Annotated in this window: 21 protein-coding genes and 1 tRNA gene; 1 reads left to right on the top strand and 21 read right to left on the bottom strand. The window is 64.0% G+C overall.

Annotated elements, in window-relative coordinates; genetic code table 11:
- Positions 1 to 58 precede the first annotated feature (58 nt).
- Positions 59 to 961 carry a phosphotransferase family protein gene (locus LRQ04_RS08130; protein WP_235519279.1) on the top strand — a complete coding sequence of 301 codons (903 nt, stop codon included), beginning with the start codon at positions 59 to 61 and terminating at the stop codon, positions 959 to 961.
- Positions 962 to 1,024: 63 nt separating this feature from the next.
- Here LRQ04_RS08130 and LRQ04_RS08125 read toward each other — a convergent pair whose 3' ends face one another.
- The 21 genes from LRQ04_RS08125 to LRQ04_RS08025 form a co-directional block, all read right to left on the bottom strand.
- Entirely contained in the window at positions 1,025 to 2,383 is a 1,359-nt protein-coding gene (locus LRQ04_RS08125) for an ABC transporter substrate-binding protein (protein WP_235519277.1), read from the bottom strand.
- Positions 2,384 to 2,605: 222 nt separating this feature from the next.
- Positions 2,606 to 2,679, bottom strand: a tRNA-Leu gene (locus tag LRQ04_RS08120).
- Positions 2,680 to 2,700: 21 nt separating this feature from the next.
- Positions 2,701 to 3,621, bottom strand: a complete 921-nt coding sequence (locus LRQ04_RS08115) for an N-acetyltransferase (RefSeq protein WP_235519276.1) — start codon at positions 3,619 to 3,621, stop codon at positions 2,701 to 2,703.
- 89 nt (positions 3,622 to 3,710) lie between these two features.
- A complete protein-coding gene (locus LRQ04_RS08110) occupies positions 3,711 to 5,165 on the bottom strand; it encodes an NAD(P)/FAD-dependent oxidoreductase (protein ID WP_235519274.1) in 1,455 nt (484 codons plus the stop codon).
- Positions 5,166 to 5,203: 38 nt separating this feature from the next.
- The gene (locus tag LRQ04_RS08105; RefSeq protein ID WP_235519272.1) at positions 5,204 to 6,592 is read right to left on the bottom strand and encodes a S8 family serine peptidase; all 1,389 of its coding nucleotides are present in this window, start codon (positions 6,590 to 6,592) and stop codon (positions 5,204 to 5,206) included.
- Positions 6,589 to 7,545, bottom strand: coding sequence for a Ppx/GppA phosphatase family protein (locus tag LRQ04_RS08100; protein WP_235519270.1), 957 nt, complete (start codon positions 7,543 to 7,545; stop codon positions 6,589 to 6,591). The genes LRQ04_RS08105 and LRQ04_RS08100 overlap by 4 nt, the downstream gene beginning before the upstream one ends.
- Positions 7,542 to 8,255: a DUF501 domain-containing protein gene (locus LRQ04_RS08095; RefSeq protein WP_235519268.1), complete on the bottom strand. Its 714-nt coding sequence runs from the start codon at positions 8,253 to 8,255 to the stop codon at positions 7,542 to 7,544. Before LRQ04_RS08095 ends, LRQ04_RS08100 begins: the two co-directional genes overlap by 4 nt.
- A gap of 67 nt (positions 8,256 to 8,322) precedes the next feature.
- On the bottom strand, positions 8,323 to 9,066 hold the full coding sequence (locus tag LRQ04_RS08090) for a septum formation initiator family protein (protein WP_235519266.1): 744 nt from the start codon (positions 9,064 to 9,066) through the stop codon (positions 8,323 to 8,325).
- A gap of 131 nt (positions 9,067 to 9,197) precedes the next feature.
- Complete coding sequence (gene eno / locus LRQ04_RS08085) at positions 9,198 to 10,478, bottom strand: phosphopyruvate hydratase (protein ID WP_235519264.1); 1,281 nt, start codon at positions 10,476 to 10,478, stop codon at positions 9,198 to 9,200.
- A 116-nt stretch (positions 10,479 to 10,594) separates the two neighbouring features.
- Entirely contained in the window at positions 10,595 to 11,284 is a 690-nt protein-coding gene (locus LRQ04_RS08080; protein WP_235519262.1) for a MazG nucleotide pyrophosphohydrolase domain-containing protein, read from the bottom strand.
- Positions 11,262 to 12,404 carry an adenosine deaminase gene (locus LRQ04_RS08075; protein ID WP_235519261.1) on the bottom strand — a complete coding sequence of 381 codons (1,143 nt, stop codon included), beginning with the start codon at positions 12,402 to 12,404 and terminating at the stop codon, positions 11,262 to 11,264. Before LRQ04_RS08075 ends, LRQ04_RS08080 begins: the two co-directional genes overlap by 23 nt.
- Before the next feature lie 36 nt (positions 12,405 to 12,440).
- Complete coding sequence (locus tag LRQ04_RS08070; RefSeq protein WP_235519744.1) at positions 12,441 to 13,124, bottom strand: DedA family protein; 684 nt, start codon at positions 13,122 to 13,124, stop codon at positions 12,441 to 12,443.
- A 193-nt stretch (positions 13,125 to 13,317) separates the two neighbouring features.
- Positions 13,318 to 13,968: a DedA family protein gene (locus LRQ04_RS08065; RefSeq protein WP_235519260.1), complete on the bottom strand. Its 651-nt coding sequence runs from the start codon at positions 13,966 to 13,968 to the stop codon at positions 13,318 to 13,320.
- Positions 13,969 to 14,055: 87 nt separating this feature from the next.
- Complete coding sequence (locus LRQ04_RS08060; protein ID WP_235519259.1) at positions 14,056 to 15,363, bottom strand: thymidine phosphorylase; 1,308 nt, start codon at positions 15,361 to 15,363, stop codon at positions 14,056 to 14,058.
- Complete coding sequence (locus LRQ04_RS08055; RefSeq protein ID WP_235519258.1) at positions 15,360 to 15,764, bottom strand: cytidine deaminase; 405 nt, start codon at positions 15,762 to 15,764, stop codon at positions 15,360 to 15,362. Before LRQ04_RS08055 ends, LRQ04_RS08060 begins: the two co-directional genes overlap by 4 nt.
- A 2-nt stretch (positions 15,765 to 15,766) precedes the next feature.
- A complete protein-coding gene (locus LRQ04_RS08050; protein WP_235519257.1) occupies positions 15,767 to 17,056 on the bottom strand; it encodes an ABC transporter permease in 1,290 nt (429 codons plus the stop codon).
- Positions 17,053 to 18,393, bottom strand: coding sequence for an ABC transporter permease (locus LRQ04_RS08045; RefSeq protein WP_235519250.1), 1,341 nt, complete (start codon positions 18,391 to 18,393; stop codon positions 17,053 to 17,055). Before LRQ04_RS08045 ends, LRQ04_RS08050 begins: the two co-directional genes overlap by 4 nt.
- A complete protein-coding gene (locus LRQ04_RS08040) occupies positions 18,386 to 19,903 on the bottom strand; it encodes an ABC transporter ATP-binding protein (RefSeq protein ID WP_235519248.1) in 1,518 nt (505 codons plus the stop codon). Before LRQ04_RS08040 ends, LRQ04_RS08045 begins: the two co-directional genes overlap by 8 nt.
- Positions 19,904 to 20,030: 127 nt before the next feature.
- Positions 20,031 to 21,269, bottom strand: a complete 1,239-nt coding sequence (locus tag LRQ04_RS08035) for a BMP family protein (protein WP_235519247.1) — start codon at positions 21,267 to 21,269, stop codon at positions 20,031 to 20,033.
- A 125-nt stretch (positions 21,270 to 21,394) separates the two neighbouring features.
- Entirely contained in the window at positions 21,395 to 22,414 is a 1,020-nt protein-coding gene (locus LRQ04_RS08030; RefSeq protein ID WP_235519246.1) for an NADP-dependent oxidoreductase, read from the bottom strand.
- Positions 22,411 to 22,842 carry an organic hydroperoxide resistance protein gene (locus tag LRQ04_RS08025; protein WP_062066863.1) on the bottom strand — a complete coding sequence of 144 codons (432 nt, stop codon included), beginning with the start codon at positions 22,840 to 22,842 and terminating at the stop codon, positions 22,411 to 22,413. The genes LRQ04_RS08030 and LRQ04_RS08025 overlap by 4 nt, the downstream gene beginning before the upstream one ends.
- Positions 22,843 to 22,873: the final 31 nt, after the last annotated feature.

Genomic DNA, 22,873 nt, shown 5'->3' with positions numbered 1-22,873 from the left:
TACTGAGCCGGGGCCCACCCTTTGTTGTGGGGCCCGCTCTGCGCCCCATACTCCCCTCATGGCGCGCAGAGCAGGCCTCACAACATGCGTCGCCAGCAACCCGTGGCATGCTGGATTGGTGAAAGACGGGATCAGCGAGGAGCAGCAGCGGCTTCTGTCCTCGTGGCTGGGCCCCTTCGAGGTCATCAGCGACCACTCCTGGCCCATGCAGGACACCACGGTCCTGCAGCTCGGCACCCCGGATGGCGGGCGTTACATCGTCAAGGCCAGCCAAACCAGCCACCACGTCCGCCGCGAGATCGCCGCCTATTCCCGTGGAATGCCCGGTCTGGAAGGCCGCGTGCCCGTCCTCCTCCATGCTGCCGCCGATGCCCGCCTTCTGGTCACACGTTTCCTCCCAGGCACTCTTGTCGCGGGGAGTCCGGCGGAGCACGCTCCCGATACCTATCGGCAGGCCGGAGCGCTTCTGGCGCGGCTGCATAGTCCGGCCGGGATCTCCCGGAGTTACATGCGTTCGCTGGCGGCCAGAACCAGGGCCGTGATCGGCAAAGCGCAGGGCCTCCTGGCTGAGGGCCTGGTACGGCGCCTGACAGAGGAGGTTGCCGCCGTCGAGCTTTCACCGATCGAGGTGGTGACCAGTCACGGTGACTACCAACCAAGGAACTGGCTGTACGACGACGGCGAGGTGAAAGTCATAGACTTCGGCCGCGCCGACCTGCGCCCGTGGGTACACGATCTGGTCCGGCTCACCCACCAACAGTTCCTGGCGGATGCAGCCTTGGCCGCAGCCTTTCAAGAAGGTTTGGGAAGGGCAGTCACAAGTCCTGAGGAGGCCTCTGCATGGCGGCTCGAAAACCTCGACCAAGCAGTGGGAACGGTGGTCTGGGCTCACAGCATAGGTGACGAATCCTTTGAACAGCAGGGAGTCGCCATGGTGGAAAGAGTCCTCCCGATGGCTTAACGGGAACAGGTCCCCAACCTCCGGGAGGAAGGGGACCTGTTGCGTTTGCTACCGTCTCAGAGCTTAGAGCTTGCCGAACTCTTCGCGGACCGGCTTGTAGGTGTTGTCATCCTGGTACTGGTAGATACCGATGTACGCCTCGGTGGGGTCACCGGCGTCGGAGAACGTGACTGGACCGGACTGGCCGTCGTAGTCGATGTCCTTGCCCTGGCGGAGCAAGGTGACACAGGCTGCGAAGCTGTTGCACTTCTCGCCGCCCTCGGAAACGTCCTTGAGCTTGGCTGCAATGTCGGTGCCCTTGGTGCTCTTGGCTTCCTCGGCGGCCAGGGCGATCAGGTTCACGGCGTCGTAGGATTCACCTGCGTAGCTGTAATCCTTCAGGGCCGGGTCGATTGCCAGGAGCTTCTTCTTGAAGTCATCCTTGGCGAACGTGCCGGGAATGGTTCCCTGCGCGCCCTTCAAGGTGCCCGGCTGGAAGTCCTTGCTGTAATCAGAGGTGTTGCCGTCGACCATGAACAGCTGCGTGGGCTTGATGCCCTTGCCGGTGATCAGCGGGACGATGCTCTTGGCCTGGTCGAAAGTGATCAGTGCGATGGCGTCCGGCTTGGCGGCCAGTACCTTGTCCACCTGGCTGCTGAACTGCGAGTCACCTTCGTTGAAGAGTTCCTCGGCCACAACCTTTCCGCCGGCTGCCTCGAAGGCTTCCTTGACGTTCTTCTGCAGGCCGGTTCCGTAAGCGTCGTTGAGGACGATCATGCCAACGGTCTGGGCTCCACAGGTGGCCATGTAGTTACCGAGCACCTTGCCCTGCAGGACGTCGGAGGGTGCAGTACGCCAGTAGAGGCCCTTGTCGTCCCACGTGGTGAAGTCAGGCGACGTGTTCGCAGGCGAGAACTGGATGACACCGGCACCGGTGATCTGGTTGATGACGGTCTTGGAAACACCGGAGGAGGCAGCACCGATAATGGCGCTGACACCCTGTCCAAGGAGTGCCGTGGTGGACTGCGTGGCGATGTCGGTCTTGGTGTCACCGGAGTCGCGGTGGACCACGGATACGGGAGCACCCAGGACACCGCCGGCGTCGTTGACTTCCTTGATGCCGAGGTTCACACCGGCGATTTCCGGTGGGCCAAGGAACGCCAGCGACCCCGTTGTCGGCAGGAGCGATCCAAGCTTGAGCGGCGTGGAAGTAGTAGTGGTCGAGGGAGGTACAGGTCCAGAGTTGGTGGCAGCCGCGCTGTTGCCGGCTCCCGCCCCCGCACTGGGCGCCGGGCAGGAGATTCCTGCTGCGGACGCGGCGGATGACGACCCAGTTTGTGTTGGAGTCGAAGACCCACCACAAGCTGTGGCCAAGAGAGCGACCCCAATGCCAAGCGCGGTTAGCTTGGCGGCTCGGGGCGCCGCTGGGGAAAGATCAAACATTCGTTGTCTCCTCGATCGAAAGGTGCGAACTGCCTTTGATGCGATTACTCAGGTGTTCCTGATTAAGACTCAAACTAATGCAATTGATCGGCGAACATAAGTGATTCAGGTCACATCCCTATAACACTCGTTGCCTGTGGGAAATCTACGAGGTTGCTGGGAAATGGCACCGAACACGGCACCCGCGTCGCGGAAGGGAGAAACAGCTCTCACCTTCCGCCGTGCCCCAGGTGGGACTCGAACCCACAACACGCGGATTTTAAGTCCGCTGCCTCTGCCAATTGGGCTACTGGGGCGCCCGGACCATGGTATCCCAGCTACAGCCTGTTGAAGGGTTCCGCGTAGCGGAAGGTGCCCCGAACGCCGTCGGGCCATTCCGGCAAGGGCAGCAACTGGAAGTGCGCGGCCCATGCCGCATCCGGTGCTTCAACACCCAGTGACGAGGCCGGCACATAACCGAAACGAGGGTAGTAGGCGGTGCTGCCGAGCAACGCTATACCGCGCTCCCCCAGGGCTGTTGCCCGCGCTGTTGTTTCACGCATCAACGCCGATCCGACGCCGCGCCGTTGGAACGTGGGCAGCACACCAATGGGGCCCAAACCCAAGACCGGCAGGCCGTCAATCCAAGCCCTTGTTGAGATGGCATGACCCACGATCTCCCCACCGATTTCAGCAACAATGCTGAGTTCGGGAATGTATCCGCTGCATTCGAAAAGCTCCCGCAGCAAGCCAACCTCAACGGGCGTTCCCTCCACCGGCTCACCCGTCACGGGAGAGACGGAGAATGCGCGGGCCGTCAGGTCCAGGATCTCAGCCCTGTCCCCCGGCCTTTCCGAACGCAGCACCACTCCCCTGGACAGCAACTGGAGCACCTCCATGGCACGGCCCGTATCAGCAGCCGCCACCAACAGGTGGTCGTGGTGGAATCCAGCAAGGACGTTGCAGCTGATTCCCGCGTGCGTCAGGGCCGCGCTGACAGCTGCTGTGAGACCTACGGCTTCGAGGGCGGAGTGGACCTGGAGGGTGATCCACGAGGCCACGAAATCGTAGGTGAGGCCCAGCCGGTCGGCCTCGTCCCTTCGCAGGACGACGGTCAGTCCTTCGGCCTCACGCACGGCCGCCTCCACCCCGCCCTCCAGGGGACGCCCGTGCGGCCACAGCGCGTACACGTACTCACCGTCGCGGACCACGGGATGCAGGGATTGCAGGAGGGTCTCCAAGTCGGATTCACCGGGCATGCCACCAGTCTAGGGGCCGCGAAATCGCGACTGTTTAAACGCCGACGGCGGCCACTCCCGCAAAGGGGGTGGCCGCCGTCGTGCGTGTACTACTTGGCGTCAGCCGTTACCGGAGTCTTGGCTTCCTCGGCAGCGGGCTTGGCTTCGGCGGGTGCCGGGGCAGCTGCAGGCTTCGGGGCCGGCGTTGCAGCGGCCACGAAGGCACCGCGCGGGTTGTCGAGGTCGATCAGCTGCGTGGTGTCGCGACCTGCGAAGAAGGCCAGGATCCAGCCGAAGACCACGCGGAACTTGCGCTCCACGGTGGGCATCGCCATGCCGTGGTAACCACGGTGTGCCAGCCAGGCGAGGCCGCCCTTGAGGCCGATACGGCCGAGCAGGTTGATGTTTGCAACACCCTTCCACTCGCCGAAGCCGGCCACAGCACCAAGGTTCTTGTGCTTGTAGTCGTGCAGCGGCTTGTCCCAGCGGGAAGCCCACAGGTTCTTGGCGAGCTTCTTGGCCTGGCGAAGAGCGTGCTGTGCATTGGGGACGCAGGTGCCGTCCGGCAGGCCCTTGCCCGTGAGGTCCGGAACAGCGGCGATGTCGCCAGCGGCCCAGGCGTTCTCCACGATGCCTTCGTCGCCTGCGATGCGCAGGTCCGGGAGGACGCGGACGCGGCCGCGGGGTTCCAGCGGGAAGTCCGTGGAGCGGATCATCGGGTTGGCCTGCACGCCGGCAGCCCAGACCAGGGTGTCCGCTTCAACTTCCTGTGCCGGAGTCTTGTCCGGGAGGTTGATGAGCTTGAGGGTGCCCTCGGCGCTGTCCAGGGAGGTGTTGAGCAGAACTTCGATGCCGCGGCTACGGAGGTGCTCCACAACCCATTCTGCCTGCGAGGCGGTGACCTCGGGCATGATGCGTCCCATGGCTTCGACCAGGATGAAGCGGACTTCTTCCTGGCGGATGCGCGGGTTGTTGCGCACTGCGGCGCGGGCGAGGTCTTCCATTTCGGTGAGGCACTCGATGCCGGCAAAGCCGCCGCCGACAACCACGAAGGTGAGGGCCTTGGCGCGCTCTGCGGGGTCAGTCATGGTGGAAGCGGCTTCGATGCGCTCCAGGAGCTTGTTGCGCAGTGCAACAGCTTCCTCGATGGTCTTCAGGCCGATGCCCTTGTCCGCGAGGCCCTTGATGGGGAACGTACGGGTGATGGCGCCAGCGGCCATAACGACGTCGAAGTACGGGATTTCGAAGTTCTCGCCGCCATCGGCCGGGGCGATGACCGCGGTGCGGTTGGCGTGGTCGATGCTGGTGACGCGGCCCTGGATGAGCTCAGTCTGCTTGAGGTGCTGACGGTGCGAGACGACGGCGTGGCGTGCCTCGATGTTGCCGCCTGCAACTTCCGGAAGGAAGGGCTGGTAGGTCATGTACGGCAGGGGATCGACGACGGTGACGATGCCGCCCGCGTTCGCGATCTTCTTCTGCAGTTTGAGGGCTACGTACAGGCCGACGTAACCGCCGCCGACGACGAGGACCCGGGGACGGTCAATGAGCTCAGGGGTGGTTGCCATGAGTCCAGAGTACAACACTTTGTGAAAATCTTCACTAACTACTTTTTGCCGGGTGGATCCACCGCTTCAACCACTCCGGTTTCGGCCTCCTCCACCACCGGCCCGGGACGCTTGGAAACCCTTCGGAGTTGAATCGCGGCGCCAACGATCAGCGCGACAAAAAGGCCGCCAAAACCCAGGACGACGGCGGCAGGGAGTGCGTCATCCATCGTCGCCGGCGTCTTGGCTACCGGAACGGTGGGGTCAGCCAAGGTGGGCGCGGCGCTGGTAGGGCTCGCGACCGGTGCCTGCGAAGGCACGCTGAGATCTCCGCGGCGATGAACACGGATCCAGTCCGCGATGGAGCCCAAGGGATTACTGGCCGCCGCGGGCACATCATCCTTGAGGGCAGCTTCTGCGTTGAGGATGCCGTACCCGTACAGCGGGTCCTTACCCGGAGCACCTGCGTCCTTTGCCGTGCTGACGATCCTGTTGATGACTTGGCTGGCGCTCATCTCAGGCCACTTGGAACGGATCAGTGCGGCAACACCGGAGACGATCGGTGCCGCCCCGGACGTGCCGGCCCACTCGGCGTAGCCCGCGCCCGGCATCGCACCCACCAGCTTTTCGGCAGGGGCCGCCACCCCAATGCTGATCCCCTGGGAGGAGGAGTCCACGCTGGCGCGTCCCTCGCCGTCAAGCCCGGCTACGGTCAGGACACCGGGGATGGTGGCGGGGGCGCCGACCTGGATGTTGCCGCCAACCCGGTTACCGGCGGCAGCCACAATGACAACATCCTTTTGCTCGGCATAAAGAAACGCCGCGTCCCAGCTCTGTGGCCAGTCCGGCGAGGTGCTGCCCAGCGATATGTTGATGACTTTGGCGCCGTTGTCCACGGCCCAGCGAACGGCGTCCGGGATTTGTTCCTGGTCCGTCTTGCCGCCAGGGTTCGGGGAGCCGAGCCAGGTGGAGACCGAAAGGATTTGCGCCTCAGGCGCGACACCTACGATTCCGTCAGGCCCGCCTGCGGGAGGGGTGGTAGGCGGCGCAGCGGGAGGCGCGGAGGCGGATGCTGAAGGCGAGGCCGTGGGCGTGGTGTGTCCCCGGCCAGCCAACATGCTTGCCACCAACGTCCCATGCTCGGTCTTGGCGCCAATGCTCTTCTGCCCGTTGGGTGCCCCGGCACCGGATACATCGGTGCCTCCGACCACGACGCCGTTGAGGTCGGGATGGCTGCCGTCGATGCCGCTGTCGATGACCGCGACCTTGACGCCTGCACCCTTGGAAACCTGCCAGGCGTTGGTGATCCCGGAGTCCTTGAGCCAGAACTCCTTGTCACGCCAGGCATCGGCGTTGGCGGCCGGAGCCGTGAGCAGCGCACCCGCGAGGGTCCCGCCAGCCAGGGTGCTGGCCAGCGCAACCGAAAGGGAGCGGCGTCGCAACGTCATTCGGCTCCCCGGATACTCAGCGCAATGCCGTCCAGGATGTCGTGCTCGCTGGAAACAGCGGCACTGATGGCACCGTCGCTGACCTCGGCCAGCCGCGCCAGGATGCGGCGCCACACCAAGGCGCCGGCACCGATGACGTCTACGCGACCGGGATGCATGTAGGGAAGCGCTGCCCGTTCGGCACGGGTCATTTCGAGCAAGTTGGTGGCGGCGTCGCTGATCGTTTCCAGGTCCAGGGAGGCACCGTGGATCCGGCTTGGCTGGTACTCGCTCAGGCCAAGCGCGTGCGCGGTGATGGTGGTGATCGACCCGGCAACGCCGATGACGGCGGTGGCGCGGTTCAGCGGCACGGCCTGGGCTGCAAGCGCAAGGGCGGCATCGACGTCGGCCTCCGCTGCGGCGATCTGCGCCGCAGTGGGCGGATCGCTGCGAAGGTGGCGTTCAGTCAGACGCACGCATCCAATGTCCACGGAACGGGCAGCAATCACCCCAGTGGAATCCCCCAGGACGAATTCTGTGCTGCCTCCGCCCAGGTCCACGACCAGGATGGCGTCCTCACCCGTCGCGGGAAGGACGCTGCTGGCCCCCGCGAACGAGAGCGCAGCTTCCTCATCTCCGGAAATCACTTCAGGCTCGACGCCCAGCAGCTCCCGGATCCCGTCCACGAAAACCTGGCGGTTGCGGGCATCGCGGGTTGCCGATGTGGCCACGAAACGGACACGCCCGGCACCGTGTTCCCTGATGAGCCCTGCGTAGTCCCCAGCGGCAGCGAACGTGCGTTCCAGGGCTTCCGGGGCGAGTTCGCCGGTAGCATCAACGCCTTGCCCGAGCCGCACTACGCGCATTTCGCGCGCGACGTCCGTCAAGGGCCCCGGAGCTCCCTCGGCCGCGGTGTCCGCGATGAGCAGGCGGATGGAATTGGTTCCACAGTCGATCGCGGCGACGCGGCTCATGCTGTGCCCTCCTGCTCGCTGCCGGAGTGCTCACTGCCGGTCTGTTCGCCGGCAGTGTCGGTTTTCGGCTTCCGCACGGGTGCCGGCCGGCCCACGATGTCGGGCAGGCCCTGCGGACCATGGCGGCTGAGATCACGAAAAGGGGCCTCCCCCGCCGTATCCCAGGCGCCGTCGCAGTAGCAGCGGTCCTTGGTCCACCACTCGGAGATGGCTTCCAAGGCCTCGTCCCCCAAGGGGTTCACGCCGGATCCGGCAGCCAAGGAATGACCCACCAGCACGTGCAGGCACTTGACCCGGGTGGGCATGCCACCAGCGGAGATGCCATCGATTTCGGGCACGGCCCCGGTTCCGGAACGGTCGGCAATATCGTTGCGTGCCTGGAGATACGCCTCATGTGCCCCGCGGTAGGACTCGGCGAGTTCCCCGTCCTCGGTCAACCGGTCGTTCATCCGGTTCATGAGCCCGCCCGCTTCCAGCCGCGACACCGCGGAGGTGATGACCGGGTGGGTCAGGTAGAACGTCGTGGGAAACGGTGTTCCATTGCTCAGCCGGGGCGCTGTGGCTGCAACCAGTGGGTTGCCGCAGACGCACCGCGCGGGGATCTCAACGACGTCCCGGACCGGCCTGCCGAGCTGGCGGCTGAGGACCTCGAGATCGTGTGCCGACGGCTGGCGGGATTCCTGGGGCAGGGCTGCCGTGTACTCTTCCACGTGCGTTGCCAACCTTCCTGCCCGTTAGTCGTGTCCCAGGCGGGAACGACGGCGGTGGGCGCCGCGTCTAGTCAGTTGCCGACCGTCTGATTGACTCCCAAAGAGCATCCACCCAGGGCAGATTCTCCGGGTTTGCAGACGAGCCGGAGCCGGTGCGGCCACCCGGCGTGCCAGCGGCTTCCTGCCCGCCAAACACCCAGTAGCCCGTTTCACCCGGCATAACCATGTTAATGCGGTCGCGGGCCTGCTGTTTCACATAGTTGGGGTCCTGCCACCGTGAGATCTGTTTGTTCAGCTCGGTTTGCTCGGCCTTGCGGCTGGCGATTTCGCCCTCCAACGCCGAAATCTCGGCACGTTTCTCAAGGAAGATCTTCACCGTAGGAGCCAGCATGATGGTGATTGCAATCATGACCACGGCCAACGCAAGCATTCGCCCGGAGAATGCCTTCGCAGGAACGGGATCGGCCTCACGTCCGTCCTTGGCAGACGGGGTCGACCGTCCCGGGCCGCCGGACACAGCTTTGGTCGAGGCAGCCGGTTTCTTTCCGGTGGCGGGGGCTTTCCCGGACTCCGTGGGCTTCTTTGGGCTCTTGCTGCCGCTGCCGGCCGCCTTGGCGGGCGTCGCCGTCATCGTCGCTTTCGAAGCGGTGCGGGTGGCACCAAACTCTGCCTTGATGACGTCGGCCCCGCCCTTGTCCGGGCTTGCTGCCCCGGCCAACTCGGGACGGGGAGCCGGGGTGGACGGCCGGGATGCGCTGGAGCCGGAGCCCAAGGCGTCGGCCCTGGGTACCTTCGGACGACGGGTAGCCATGACACTCCTGTAATGCCCGGTGCTTGCCTGGCGGGTTGCTGCGCTTGCTTGTTTGAGGTGGCCAGCGTTAAACAGAACCGGTGGCCATGGTCTTTCCACCATAGCCACCGGTCAGCTGTTTTCGCGGAATGCTAGCCCTTGAAACGCGGGAACGCGCTGCGGCCGGCGTAGCGTGCGGCGTCGTCGAGCTCTTCTTCGATACGCAGCAGCTGGTTGTACTTGGCGACACGCTCGGAACGTGCCGGGGCACCGGTCTTGATCTGGCCCGCGTTGGTGGCAACGGCGATGTCAGCAATGGTGGTGTCCTCGGTTTCGCCGGAGCGGTGCGAGGTGATGGTGGTGTAACCGGAGCGCTGAGCCAGCGAAACGGCGTCGAGCGTTTCGGTCAGGGAACCGATCTGGTTGACCTTGACCAGCAGGGAGTTGGCCGTTGCGGCGTCGATGCCCTGCTGCAGGCGGACCGGGTTGGTGACGAAGAGGTCGTCGCCCACCAGCTGGACCTTGTCACCGATGGTGTCGGTGAGGGTCTTCCAGCCTTCCCAGTCGTTCTCGTCCAGCGGGTCCTCGATGGAAACCAGCGGGTAGTCGGCAACGAGCTCGGCGTAGTAAGCGCTCATCTCGGTGGCCGAGAGGGCCTTGCCCTCGAACTGGTAGGCACCGTCCTTGTAGAACTCCGAAGATGCGACGTCCAGGGCCAGGGCGATGTCCGTGCCCGGGGTGTAGCCGGCGTTCTTGATGGCTTCGGTGATCAGGTCGAGGGCCGCACGGTTGGACGGCAGGTTGGGAGCGAAGCCACCCTCGTCGCCGAGGCCCGTGGAGAGGCCCTTTTCCTGGAGGACGGACTTGAGGTTGTGGTAGACCTCAACGCCCCAGCGCAGGCCTTCGGAGAAGGTCTCGGCACCGATCGGGGCGATCATGAATTCCTGGATGTCCACGTCGGAGTCGGCGTGCGAACCGCCGTTGAGGATGTTCATCAGCGGAACGGGCAGTACGTGGGCGTTGGGGCCGCCGAGGTACTTGTACAGCGGCAGGTCGGCCGAAGCTGCTGCGGCGTTGGCCACGGCCAAGGAAACACCCAGGATGGCGTTGGCGCCGAGCTTGCCCTTGTTGGGGGTGCCGTCCAGGTCGATCATGGCCTGGTCGATGCTGCGCTGGTCTGTGGCGTCGAAGCCGATCAGGGCCGGCGAGATCTCGTCGATGACCGCGTCAACGGCCTTCTGGACACCCTTGCCGAGGTAACGGCCCTTGTCGCCGTCACGGAGTTCGACAGCTTCGTGCTCACCGGTGGAAGCACCGGACGGAACTGCTGCGCGGCCGATCTGGCCGTCGGAGAGCAGGACCTCAACTTCAACGGTCGGGTTTCCGCGGGAATCAAGGATCTCGCGTGCGTGGATGGCATCGATAAGCGCCATGGATGTGCTCCTTATGGGCAAATTACAGGAATGAGGAGGGAAATTCTCAACGTCCTCGTCGCTACTAGCGTAGTCCAGAGTGGCTCAGGTTACGGAACGACTTCCAACCTTTCACGTCATGAACCCTGGGCCTGGTTGTTCTGAAACGATCGAACCGTGGCGCGGAGGGCCCGTTCGGCGTCGAGACCTTGCTCCCGGGCCGCGGTGACGATGGCGAGCAGCAACTCACCGAGCGCCTCTTCCGAAGCCGGGACAGCAGGAAGTCCGACGGCGGCCAGCGCGCCTTCCGCGTCGACGTCCAAGCCCGCACGGACGGCCCTGTCCAAGGACTTCTGCGCCGCTGCCAACGCAGGAAGGTGCGGCGGAATGCCCTCGAAGGGGTCCTTCCGTTCGGGCTTCTCGGCCCGTTTTGCGGCGTCCCATTTCACGATGATTTCCTCGACACTGGCCGGGAAACTCTCCTGCAGGGAACCATCGGCCTTAAAGACGTGCTGATTGCGCCGGACCATCTTGGCGTTGATGGACCGGGCTACGTCGTCGAAGGTGAAACTGCCGCGCTCCTCGGCGAGCCGGGCGTGAAGTACTACCTGAAGCAGTACATCGCCCAGCTCGCCGCGGAGTTCGCTGTCCCTTACAGGTGAGTCGCCGGCCTCGATCGAGTCCACCACTTCATAGGCTTCCTCGATCAGATACTCCACCAGCGACTCGTGGGTCAGCGCCCCCATCCAGGGACAATGCTCCCGGAGCGCGGCGACGCTGCCCAGCAGCTGGTTCAGGGGAGAATCAGGCGAGGTTGGCGTAGGCATCGTTGATGTACTCGACCAGGGCTTCACGCTCGTCCAGCGGCAGGAAAGCTGCCTCCGCTGCGTTGAGGGTGAGCTCGAGCAAATCGTCGAGGTCGTAGTCGAACGTCTCCACCAGGAGCTCGAACTCGTCCGTCAGGGTGACGCCACTCATGAGCCGGTTGTCCGTGTTGATGGTCACATTGAAACCGAGCTGGAACAGCATGTCCACGGGGTGGCTTTCGATGCCCTCTCCGAAGCTTGCGATCGCACCCGTCTGCAGGTTCGATGACGGGCAGACCTCCAAGGCAATGCCGCGGTCGCGGACCCAGGCGGCCACGCTGCCGATGGTGACCATGCCGATCACGTCCTCGCCGTCGTCGTCGGAGTTGTCCTCGAACTCAACCGAGATGTCCTCGGCGATCCGGACGCCGTGGCCGAGGCGCAGGGCCCGGCCGTCAACCAGTGCCGACTGGATGCTGTCCAAGCCTGCAGCTTCACCGGCGTGGACGGTTGCGGGGAAGTTGTTTTCGGCGAGGTAGGTGAAGGCGTCCTTGAAGCGGGACGGCAGGAAACCGTCTTCTGCGCCGGCAATGTCGAAGCCCACGGCGCCGTTGGCCCGGTGGCGGACGGCGAGTTCGGCGATCTCCTGGCCGCGGTCGGCATGGCGCATGGCGGTGATCAGCTGTCCCACCTGGATCTGCTGCCCGCGCTCCTCGGCCGCGTCAACACCGGCTTCGAGTCCAGTCTGGACGGCCTCCACCACTTCGTCGAGGGTCAGGCCCTTCTGGAGGTGCTGCTCAGGAGCCCACCGGACTTCACCGTAGACCACGCCGTCCTCGGCGAGGTCCTCCACGAATTCCTTGGCGACCCGGAACAGGCCCTCTTTGGTCTGCATGACGGCAATGGTGTGGTCGAACGTTTCAAGGTAGCGGACCAGCGAGCCGGAGTCGGCGGACTCGCGGAACCAGGCGCCCAATGCCACGGGATCGGTGGAGGGCAGGGTGTGGCCGACGGCCTCGGCCAGTTCAATGATGGTGCCTGGGCGGAGTCCTCCGTCCAAGTGATCATGGAGGGAAACCTTTGGCAGGCTCTTCAGGTCGAAGTCAAGGGCAGGGGCGGCGTCAAGTATGGGCTCAGTCACGTACTAAGACTAGTCCCACCGGCAAGCGCAGGCCGCTTAGCCGGTCGGTTTGGAGAGGTCGACGCCGGCAACCGCGTTGTGTTGTGAGTCCGGCTTGGGTGCCTGCGCAGGTGCCGCTGCCTCGCGGGCATGATCCTTTTTCTCCAAGTACTTGTGCCACCAGCGCAATGCGTGGTCCACCACGATGCCCAGGACCACCGCGAATGCCACGGCAATGCCCACACCGAGCAGCGGGTTGTTGTGTACCCACTGGCCCGCGAGGATGCCGATGCCGATGGAGTATCCCACCCACGTGACGCACGCAAAGGCGTCCAGGAGGAAGAAGGTCCGGTGGCGGAAGCCGGTCTGTCCCGCAACGTAGTTCACCGCGACGCGTCCCCACGGAATGTAGCGGGCCGTGAAGATGAGGACCGCTCCGCGCTTATCCAGCTCGTATTGGGCCCAGGCGAACATCTTCTGGACTTTGGGTCGTCGCATCCACTTCCAGCGGGTGAGGCCGATTTTACGGCCCAGCATGTAGGCCATGTTGTCGCCCGCCATGGCACCGATCAGTGCTGTAGCCCCGAGGATCCACAGGTTGGGCTCTCCGCTGTGAAGGGACAGCGCCGAGAGGCCAACGATGGCCGTTTCACTGGGGAGGATGGTGGCAAATCCGTCAATAAAGAAGAAGACAAGGAGTACCGGGTAAATCCAGGGCTGCCCGGCTGCATGCTCGAGCATTTGGTTCAAAGACTCCACGCGGTGGTAGCTCCTAGATGAATATGACTTGACACTGTGACCAAAGTCGCTATTAGTGTCCCACGGCCGGGACGTCGTTCGCTACGTCCCAGCCTTGGGATCACGCGTTTAACGCTACCGGTGCACTGCTCGTTCCTGCGTCAGCCGCGGGACTGATCTTGGGGAGCCGCCCACGTCATACCGTGGGTGGAGGTGGAGCGCCTTCCCCGGGAATGTTTTTTCGGTCCAGCGGCACGGATCCGCGGACCCTGCTGATGATGCGATCAATAATGACGCCCAGGATCACGGCTACGACGATCGCTATTACTGCGCCCAACAGATGGTTGTGCTCGAACCACACTCCGAAGAAGTAGCCAAGCACCACGGAATACGAGGCCCACAGGATCGCGGACATGGCCGTCAGGCCGACGAAGCGCCGGTGATTGAACTTCGTGGCACCCGCTGTCAGGTTGACCGCCACCCGCCCGATTGGGATGAACCGCGCCACCATGATCAGGGAGGCTGCCCGACGTCGGAGTTCCTTGCCCGCCCAGAGGAAGGCGCCCTGCATGCGCGGCGTACGCATCCATCGCCAGCGCTGGACGCCAATGCGTTGGCCAATAAGGTAGGCGATGTTGTCCCCCGCGAAAGCCCCCAGGGCCGCCATGAAGCCCAGCAGCCACACATTGGGCACGCCGCTGCTGCCGGATACGGCGCTCAGGCCCACCACCACCGACTCGCTGGGGATCGGTGGAAAGAAGCCATCAATCACGCAGCAGGCCAACACCAGGAACAACACCCAAGGCTGCCCTGCCGCGGCGAGGATGAAATCGTTGATGCCCTGCACTATGTCCTTAAGGTTGCCGGCTCACCGTAGCGCCGGATGACTCAATTGTCCGGGCTGATCCTGAGGGCCAGCCCGGAACAATTAAGCCTAGGCGATGCGGTCGATGATGAGCTGATGCGCCGGACGTGATCCCTCGGGCGCAATCACCACCGCGTCCTGGAGTGCTTCCTTGGCGCGGTCGAACTTTTCCGGGGTGTCCGTGAGCAGCGTCATCAGGGGCTCGCCGGCGCGCACCAGGGCACCCGGCTTGGCATGCAAGCGGACGCCTGCTCCGGCCTGGACCTGGTCCTCCTTGCGGGCCCGTCCGGCACCAAGGCGCCAAGCGGCGACACCCACAGAGAGCGCATCCAGCTCCATCAGGATGCCGTCAGCGGGTGCGTAGACAACCTCGGATTCCTTGGCCACAGGCAGCGCAGCCCGGGGATCCCCGCCCTGGGCTTCGATCATCCTGTTCCACACGTCCATGGCCCGGCCGTCCTTGAGGGCGGCTGCGGGATCGGCGTCGTGGATGCCCGCACCGGCGAGCATCTCCTCGGCCAACCGGACAGTCAGTTCGACGACGTCTTCCGGACCGCCGCCGGCAAGGACCTCCACCGACTCCTCAACCTCGATCGCGTTGCCCGCGGTCAGGCCCAGCGGAGTGGACATGTCGGTGATCAGTGCCACGGTGTGGACTCCGGCATCCTTCCCCAGGGCCACCATCGTCTCAGCGAGCTCCCGTGCCCGTGCCTCATCCTTCATGAATGCGCCCGAACCCACCTTGACGTCCAGCACCAGCGAGCCAGTGCCTTCCGCGATCTTCTTGCTCATGATCGACGAGGCAATCAGTGGAATGGCTTCCACGGTCCCCGTGACGTCGCGCAGTGCGTACAGTTTCTTGTCCGCCGGCGCGAGCCCGGAACCGGCTGCGCAAATAACCGCACCCACGTCCTGGAGCTGTGCCATGATCTCGTCATTGCTCAAGTTGGCCCGCCAGCCGGGAATGGCCTCGAGCTTGTCCAAGGTGCCGCCGGTGTGGCCCAGGCCGCGGCCCGAGAGCTGCGGGACCGCGACGCCGAAGACCGCCACGAGCGGTGCCAGCGGCAGGGTGATCTTGTCCCCGACTCCACCGGTGGAGTGCTTGTCGCTGGTAGCCTTCCGGCCGCCGTCGGGCGTTGTCAGCGACGAAAAGTCCATCCGCTCGCCCGAGGCGATCATGGCAGATGTCCACCGCGAAATCTCGGCGCGATCCATGCCGTTGAGCAGGATGGCCATGTTCAGGGCCGCCATCTGTTCATCGGCGATCACACCACGGGTATAGGCGTCGATGGTCCAGTCGATCTGCTCGGGAGTCAGCGTCCCTTTGTCCCGCTTGATGGAAATAATCTGGACGGCGTCAAACGCTTCTGTGGTCACGCGGTTTCCTCCAAATGTTCGGGACCAAAGGCGTCAGGCAGCACCTGGTCCATGGATTTGATGCCCTGCGTTGTCATGAGCTGCATGCCCGGTGCCCGGAATTCGTAGAGCAACTGGCGGCAACGCCCGCACGGCATGAGGACGTTGCCCTGGCCGTCCACGCAGTAGAACGCGGCGATCCTGCCGCCACCGGTCATATGGAGCTGTCCCACGAGAGCACATTCTGCGCAAAGGGTCAGGCCATAGCTGGCATTCTCCACGTTGCAGCCACTGATAATCCGCCCGTCCTCGGTAAGGGCCGCAGCCCCCACCGGAAACTTCGAATACGGCGCGTAGGCATGCTCCATGGCCCGCTTCGCGGCATCTTCCAGGGCGCCCCAGTCGACGTTGCTTGCCGGCATGGTCAACCCTTCACGTACGGTATGCCGCTTGCGGCCGGTGGCCGCGACTTACCCACCAAACCGGCGACGGCGAAGATGGTCACCAGGTACGGCAGCATGGCCATGAACTGGCTCGGAACGGGGGTACCGATGATGCCCAGGATGGACTGCAGGTTGTAGGCAAAGCCGAACAGCAGCGAAGCCAGGAAGGCACCGATCGGGTTCCACCGGCCAAAGATCAGCGCTGCCAGGGCGATAAAGCCACGGCCACCGGAGATGTCCTTGGTGAAGGAATCGATGGTGACCAGCGTGAACACCGCACCCCCGATACCGGCGATGGCACCGCCCAGGGTGACGTTCCAGAACCGGGTGGCGTTGACGTTGATGCCCAACGTGTCCGCCGCCTGCGGGTGTTCGCCGACGGCACGGACGCGAAGCCCCCACCGGGTCTTGAACAGGCCGAACCAGACCACGGCCACCGCGACGTACATCAGGTAGCCGGCGATGGACTGCTCAAACAGGATCGGTCCGATGATGGGGATGTCAGAAAGCAGCGGGATCGGAAGGATGTCCAGGCGGCCCGGGGTGTTGAACTGCTCCTTGTTGGGCACCATCAGGGTGCCGAAAAGGAAGCCGGTGAGCCCGGAGACCAGGACGTTGAGCACCACGCCAACAATGATCTGGTTGACCAGGTATTTGATGCTGAACACGGCCAGGACCATGGACACTGCGGCACCTGCGGCAGCGGCAGCGATCAGGCCGATGTAGGGGCTGCCGGTAATGGTTGCCACCAAGGCCGCGGTGAATGCGCCACCCAGGAGCTGGCCCTCGATGGCGATATTGACCACGCCGACCCGCTCACACAGGACGCCCGACAACGAACCGAAAACCAAGGGTACGGCCAGCGTCACCGACCCGGCGACGAGGCCGGCCAACGAGATGGACGGCTGGCGTGCACCTGCCACGATCCACACCAGCAAGGCAAACACGAACACCACGGCAAACGCGATAGGCAGCCACTTCGGTGAGCGCTCCCCCCGCGTCCACAAATAGATCGAGTAGGCCGCCATGGCGAGCAGGAGAATGCCCAGGACAACTCCGCCCACCTGGCCCGGGATCATCAAGGCCGGCACGACTACGGCATCCCCGGAGTCGCTGATCTTCATCTCGGCGGTCTTGTCCGGGCCCAGGAATCCAAAGAAGACCAGGGCTATCAGCGCCAGGACGCCAAGTGAGATGGGGACTTTCATGGACGGCCTGAACGCAGGCAGGGCTGTTGCTCCCGCCCTGGGAGCGGTGGTCGTAGCGCTCACTTGGCACCTCCGGTGGCGTTGGCAAGGGCAGCCTTCGGGGCCGCTTTGGGTGTCTTGGTCTTCTTCTTGGGTTCAAGCCTGAAGATGGACCGGATCAGCGGCGGCGCCGCGATGAACAGGACAATCAGCGATTGCACCACCAGCACGATATCGATGGGTGTGCCCGTCTGGATCTGCATCTGCACGGCTCCAGCGCGGAACGCACCGAACAGCAAGCCAGCGAAGAATGTCCCCCACGGCGTGCTGCGGCCAAGCAGGGCCACGGTGATGGAGTCGAAGCCGATCTGGGCTGCGACGCCCCCTGTCAGTACCTTTTCGGTACCGGCAACCTGGGCGACGCCGCCGAACGCAGCCAACGCGCCGGCCATGGCCATCACCAGGATGGTGGCGCGGGATACCCTGACGCCGGCGGTCCTTGCTGCGATGGGGTTCGCACCGACGGCACGGAATTCAAAGCCGATGGTTGACCGGTTGAGCAGCCACCACACGCCGTAGGTCAGTGCCACTGCCACGAGGAAGCCAAGGTGGAGCCTGGAGCCCGGGATGAGCACAGGGTAGGTGGCCGACTCGTCAAGGCGCGGCGAGATGGGGCTGTTGTCCCCCGGACGGCGGAATGCCGCCGTGTTCAGGAGGAAGTCCAACAGGAACAACGCCACGTAGTTCAGCATGATGGTCACGATCACCTCATGCGCACCGGTCCGGGCCTTGAGGATGCCAACGATCGCACCCCACACCGCGCCGCCCAGGACACCCATGATGAGGACCACCAGCAGGTGCAGGCCGAACGGCAGGTGCCATGCGAAGCCCACGTAGGCTGCCAGGGTGGCGCTGATAATGATCTGCCCCTGGGCACCGATGTTGAACAGGCCCGCACGGAACGCCAAGGCCACGCCAAGGCCCGCACAGATCAGCGGGGTGGCAACGGTCATGGTTTCCAGGATGGGCTTGAAGCCTTCGCGGGGACTAAAAACGGAGCCTTGGAAGAGTGCGCCGTAGCTCTCGGTCATTGCAGCCCACAAGGCACTCAGGAAGTCCGTGGGCCTCGCGAAGAGGTAGCCGGCGGTCTTGGCGACCTGGCTGTCCGTGCTGGCAATCAGCAGGCCACCCAGGAAGAGCGCGACGATGACCGCCAGGACGGAGACGAAGCCATTGCCCATGACGATGCGGCGCATGACGCTGCCCTGCTGGTGGCCCGAGTCTCCGCTCTGGGAGGACACCGGAACAATGGACGGTTCCAGCATTCCGCCGGCAGTATCAAGCGAGACGTCCGCGGCACGAACTTCCGCCGTGGATTCAGCGGGGGTCTGATCGCTCTGAGCCTGATCCTTCTCAGTCATCGGAGCCTCCTTCCGGGCCGACGCCGGCCATCATCAAGCCGAGGGTGTCCCGGGGAGTGCCCGCGGGGACAATGCCCACGAGCTTGCCCTTGTACAGCACCGCGATTCGGTCTGCGAGCTCAATGACTTCATCAAGCTCAGTGGATACGATCATCACCGGTGTTCCGACATCCCGCTCGGCAACGATGCGCTTATGCAGGAACTCGATGGAGCCCACATCCACGCCGCGGGTGGGTTGGCTTGCGATGAACAGGCGCAACGGGCGGGACAGTTCCCGCGCCATGACGACCTTCTGCTGGTTGCCACCGGACAGTGTTCCTGCAGCCGAACCGGCCGAAGGGGTCCGGATGTCGAACTCCTCGATCTTGGCTTTGGCGTGCTCGGCGACCTTGGCGGGCTTCATGCTGATGCCACTGGCGAACGGGGCCTGGTCGTAGAGGTCAAGCACCAGGTTCTCGGCCACCGAGAACGGACCCACGAGTCCGTCCACGGTGCGGTCCTCCGGGACGAAGCCGACGCCGGACCGCAGCACATCCTTGACCGGCAAGCCAAGCAACTGCTTGCCGTCCAGGGTCACGGATCCGGTCACGTGCTCCTGCACGCCCAGGATCGCTTCCGTCAGTTCGGTTTGGCCGTTGCCCTGGACGCCGGCGACGGCGAGGATCTCACCTTGGGCGATGTCGAAGCTGATGCCATCCACCACGTTGGTGCCGTTGGCCGCACGCACCGTCAGGTTCTCCACGACGAACGTGGTTTCCTTCGGCTGTGCCGGTGCTTTGTCCAGGCTCAGGCTGACAGGCCGGCCCACCATCATGGAGGCCAGCTCGGTAGCGGATGCCGTGGGAGGGGCGTCGCCCACCACTTTGCCGCGGCGGATGACGGTGATGACGTCCGAAACAGCCTTCACTTCGCGGAGCTTGTGCGAAATGAAGACAATGGACGTGCCGCCCGCTTTGAGCTGCCGCATGATGTCCAGGAGTTCATCGGTTTCCTGGGGTGTCAGCACTGCCGTGGGCTCGTCGAGGATGAGCACCTTGGCTTCGCGCACCAGTGCCTTGATGATTTCAACGCGCTGCTGGACCCCTACGGGGAGGTCCTCAACGAGGGCGTCGGGATCAACATCGAAACCGTACCTGTCGGAGATCTCCCGGATCTTCCTGCGGGTTTCGTCGATGCTCAGGACGCCGCCGAATGTTGTTGGTTCAGCGCCGAGGGCCACGTTTTCTGCGACCGTGAAGACGGGAACCAGCATGAAGTGCTGGTGCACCATGCCAATGCCCGCCGCCATGGCGTCGCCGGGGCCGCGGAAGCTGACGGGTTTGTCATCCACCAGGATGTGGCCGGCAGTGGGCTCGTAGAGCCCGTAGAGCACGTTCATGAGGGTCGATTTGCCGGCCCCGTTTTCGCCCAGGAGGCAATGGATCTGTCCGGATTCGACCACGAGGTCAATGTCTTGGTTGGCGTAGAAGGTCCCGAAGGCTTTCGAGATCCCCTTCAATTCGAGTTTCACAACTCCACCGTTCTGTGAGTCCGAGGGACTTTACTGCCCACAAGCCGTGGCTTGGGTTCAGCCTAGTCAGGGCAAAAACGCGCCGCCAGTACCGGGGCACGGTACTGGCGGCGCGTTCAGGAATTGTTTACTTCTTGGGGCTCGCTGCCGATTCGACAACCAGCTTGCCGGAGACGATGTCCGCCTTCAGGGCATCGAGTTCCTTCTTGGTGTCAGCGGAAACAGCGGAGTCGAGATCGTGGAACGGAGCAATGGCAACGCCGTCGTTCTGCAGCGTGCCAACGTAGGCCGTGTTGCTGAACTTGCCGTCCTTGTCGTCCTTCACCACGGTCTCCACAGCTTCGTCCATCTTCTTGACCACGGAGGTCAGCATGAGGTCCTTGTACTCGGGAGCCGTGAGGTAGCCATCGGAGTCAACCCAGATGAGCTTGACGTCCTTACCGGCTGCCTTGGCTTCCTTCAGCGCAGCGCCTGCACCCTTGCCGACCGGGCCGGCAACGGGCATCACGATGTCCGCACCCTGGTCCAGCAGGTTGATGGTGACCTGCTTGCCGGTGTCCTGCTTTTCGAAGTCTCCCGTGAACGAGCCGTCCTGGGTCTTCTTGTCCCAGCCGACAACCTGGACGGACTTGTTCTTTGCCTTGTTGTAGGCCTGGACGCCGTCGTAGAAGCCGTCCATGAAGATGGTGACCGTGGGGATCTTGATGCCGCCGAAGGTACCAACCTTGCCGGTCTTGGTAGTGGCCGCAGCAGCGTAGCCGGCCAGGTAGGCGGCCTGCGCGGTGTCGTAGACAACCGGCTTCACGTTGGCGATCGGAGTCTCGTACGTGTAGTCGATGATCGCGAAGTGCTTGTCAGTGTTCTTCTCTGCAGCGGCCTTGGTGGCATCGCCCAGGAGGAAGCCGACGGTGACCGTAAGGTTGCAGCCAGCGGAGATCATGCCGTTGAGGTTGGTCTCGAAGTCGCTGTTGGCCTTGGATTCGGCGGACTTCATGGTGATGCCAAGGTCCTTCTCGGACTTCTTGAGGCCTTCGAAAGAGGACTGGTTGAAGGACTGGTCATCGAATCCACCGGAGTCGGAGACGATGCATCCCACATAGTCGCTCTTGGTGGCGGCACCGGATCCGGCGTCGGGAGCCTGGCCACAGCCGGTCAGCAGGAGCGCTGCTGCGCCGACGGTTGCAACACCGGCCATTGAACCGCGCTTCAGGGTGGCACGCAGTGGTTTCTTCAATTTTCCTCCAGGAAGAAAGTGATTGGCGCTACGACGGATGGTCAATGAGTGTCCGTTTCCTATACCTGAGGCAGAAATTCTGTTTTCACTGATGCTCGCAGCTGCGCCTAGGCGCATTGATGGAAACAACACTAGTGTCCTAAAACACACCCGGATAGCACATCGCGGTCCCCGAGGGCAGATTGTTGACCTTTTGTTACCAAGCAGTAGCCGGGTGCGCAAGTCACACCCGGCTACTGCTTGGTAAATCCGCGTTGCTAGAGCCGGACGAGCATCTTTCCGGTGTTTGCTCCGTCCAGCAGGTCAATGAAGGCCTGCGGTGCGTTTTCCAGGCCATCGACAATCGTCTCGTCGTAGCTGACGCTGCCATCGGCAAGCCAACCGGCCATCTTCTGCGCGAACTCGGCCGCGTGCTGGCGCTGTCCGCCCACCAGGAAACCGCGCAAGGTCAGCTGCTTGCCGATAGCGACGGCCAGGTTGCGGGGAGCAACCGGCGGCTCGGTCGAGTTGTACTGGGCGATCGCGCCGCACATGGCCACACGTCCGCCCACCGTCAGGGTGGCCAAAGCTGCTTCGAGGTGTTCGCCACCGACGTTGTCGAAGTAGACGTCGATGCCGCGCTCCCCCGCCGCCTCGCGGAGCTGGTCAAGCACCGGGGCGTCGTTGTAGTTGAACGCAGAGTCGAAGCCCAACTCCAGCAACCGGGCAACCTTCTCGGCCGACCCGGCGCTACCGATCACCTTGGACGCGCCCATGGCCTTGGCGATCTGGCCCACCATGGAGCCAACAGCCCCTGCCGCGCCGGAGACGAACACGACGTCGCCTTCCTTGAACTCCGCCACCTTCAGCAGGCCGGAGTAGGCAGTCAGGCCCGTCATGCCCAATGCGCCGAGGAATGCGGAGGTGGGTGCAAGCCCACTGGGAACCGGGGTGGTCGCTGCGGCATCCACCACTGCGTGTTCGCGCCATCCGAGGGAATGCACGACGACGTCCCCCACCTTGTGCGCTTCCGAACGGGACGCAATCACCTCACCCACGGCACCGCCGTCGAGCGCTGCATCGATCTGGAACGGAGCCGAGTAGGACTTCACGTCGTTCATGCGGCCACGCATGTAGGGGTCCACGGACATGAACTGGTTCTTGACCAGGATCTGTCCTTCGCCGAGTTCAGGCAGTCCGGCCGTGGCCAGGCGGAAGTTCTCCTGTGCCGGGCGGCCTACGGGACGGGATGCCAGCTGGATTTCGCGGGTCTCTGCGGGAGTGGAAACGGCGCTCATGCTGCGAACTCCACGAGCTTGAGGTCTACGGCCATGTTGCCGCGGGTGGCGTTGGAGTAGGGGCACACCTGGTGCGCTTTGTGCATGAGCTGCTCGGCCGTTTCACGGTCCAGGGCGGGCAACGCTATTTCCAGTTCAGCGGCGAGGCCGAAGCCTTCACTGTCCGTCAGTGCGCCGATGTGGATCCTGGCCGCGACAGCAGAGTCCGTCAGGTCCACGCGCTCCTTGCGGCCCACCAGGCGAAGCGCAGAGTGGAAGCAGGCAGCGTAACCGGCAGCGAAGAGCTGCTCCGGGTTGGTGCCTTCGCCATTGCCGCCAAGCTCCTTGGGGCTGGCGAGGGCGACGTCCAGCTTGCCATCGTTGGTACGGGCGTTGCCGTCACGGCCTTCGCCGGAGGCCAGGGCCTCAGCAGTGTAAAGAGTCTTCATGGTGGTTCCGTTTCTCTTCGGTAATGGGTGG

Source organism: Paenarthrobacter sp. AR 02 (assembly GCF_021538675.1).
Classification (GTDB): domain Bacteria; phylum Actinomycetota; class Actinomycetes; order Actinomycetales; family Micrococcaceae; genus Arthrobacter.
Note: the sequence above shows the minus strand (reverse complement) of the source record. Positions and strands in the feature narration are given on the sequence as shown.

What these genes read in the sequence shown, in the direction of transcription:
- LRQ04_RS08100 (WP_235519270.1), bottom strand. Translation starts at nt 7,545, where the DNA reads ATGAGCCGCGTCGCCGCGATCGACTGTGGAACCAATTCCATCCGCCTG.
- LRQ04_RS08130 (WP_235519279.1), top strand. Translation starts at nt 59, where the DNA reads ATGGCGCGCAGAGCAGGCCTCACAACATGCGTCGCCAGCAACCCGTGG.
- eno (WP_235519264.1), bottom strand. Translation starts at nt 10,478, where the DNA reads ATGGCGCTTATCGATGCCATCCACGCACGCGAGATCCTTGATTCCCGC.
- LRQ04_RS08025 (WP_062066863.1), bottom strand. Translation starts at nt 22,842, where the DNA reads ATGAAGACTCTTTACACTGCTGAGGCCCTGGCCTCCGGCGAAGGCCGT.
- LRQ04_RS08125 (WP_235519277.1), bottom strand. Translation starts at nt 2,383, where the DNA reads ATGTTTGATCTTTCCCCAGCGGCGCCCCGAGCCGCCAAGCTAACCGCG.
- LRQ04_RS08090 (WP_235519266.1), bottom strand. Translation starts at nt 9,066, where the DNA reads ATGGCTACCCGTCGTCCGAAGGTACCCAGGGCCGACGCCTTGGGCTCC.
- LRQ04_RS08080 (WP_235519262.1), bottom strand. Translation starts at nt 11,284, where the DNA reads ATGCCTACGCCAACCTCGCCTGATTCTCCCCTGAACCAGCTGCTGGGC.
- LRQ04_RS08115 (WP_235519276.1), bottom strand. Translation starts at nt 3,621, where the DNA reads ATGCCCGGTGAATCCGACTTGGAGACCCTCCTGCAATCCCTGCATCCC.
- LRQ04_RS08110 (WP_235519274.1), bottom strand. Translation starts at nt 5,165, where the DNA reads ATGGCAACCACCCCTGAGCTCATTGACCGTCCCCGGGTCCTCGTCGTC.
- LRQ04_RS08045 (WP_235519250.1), bottom strand. Translation starts at nt 18,393, where the DNA reads ATGACTGAGAAGGATCAGGCTCAGAGCGATCAGACCCCCGCTGAATCC.
- LRQ04_RS08055 (WP_235519258.1), bottom strand. Translation starts at nt 15,764, where the DNA reads ATGCCGGCAAGCAACGTCGACTGGGGCGCCCTGGAAGATGCCGCGAAG.
- LRQ04_RS08105 (WP_235519272.1), bottom strand. Translation starts at nt 6,592, where the DNA reads ATGACGTTGCGACGCCGCTCCCTTTCGGTTGCGCTGGCCAGCACCCTG.
- LRQ04_RS08030 (WP_235519246.1), bottom strand. Translation starts at nt 22,414, where the DNA reads ATGAGCGCCGTTTCCACTCCCGCAGAGACCCGCGAAATCCAGCTGGCA.
- LRQ04_RS08070 (WP_235519744.1), bottom strand. Translation starts at nt 13,124, where the DNA reads ATGCTCGAGCATGCAGCCGGGCAGCCCTGGATTTACCCGGTACTCCTT.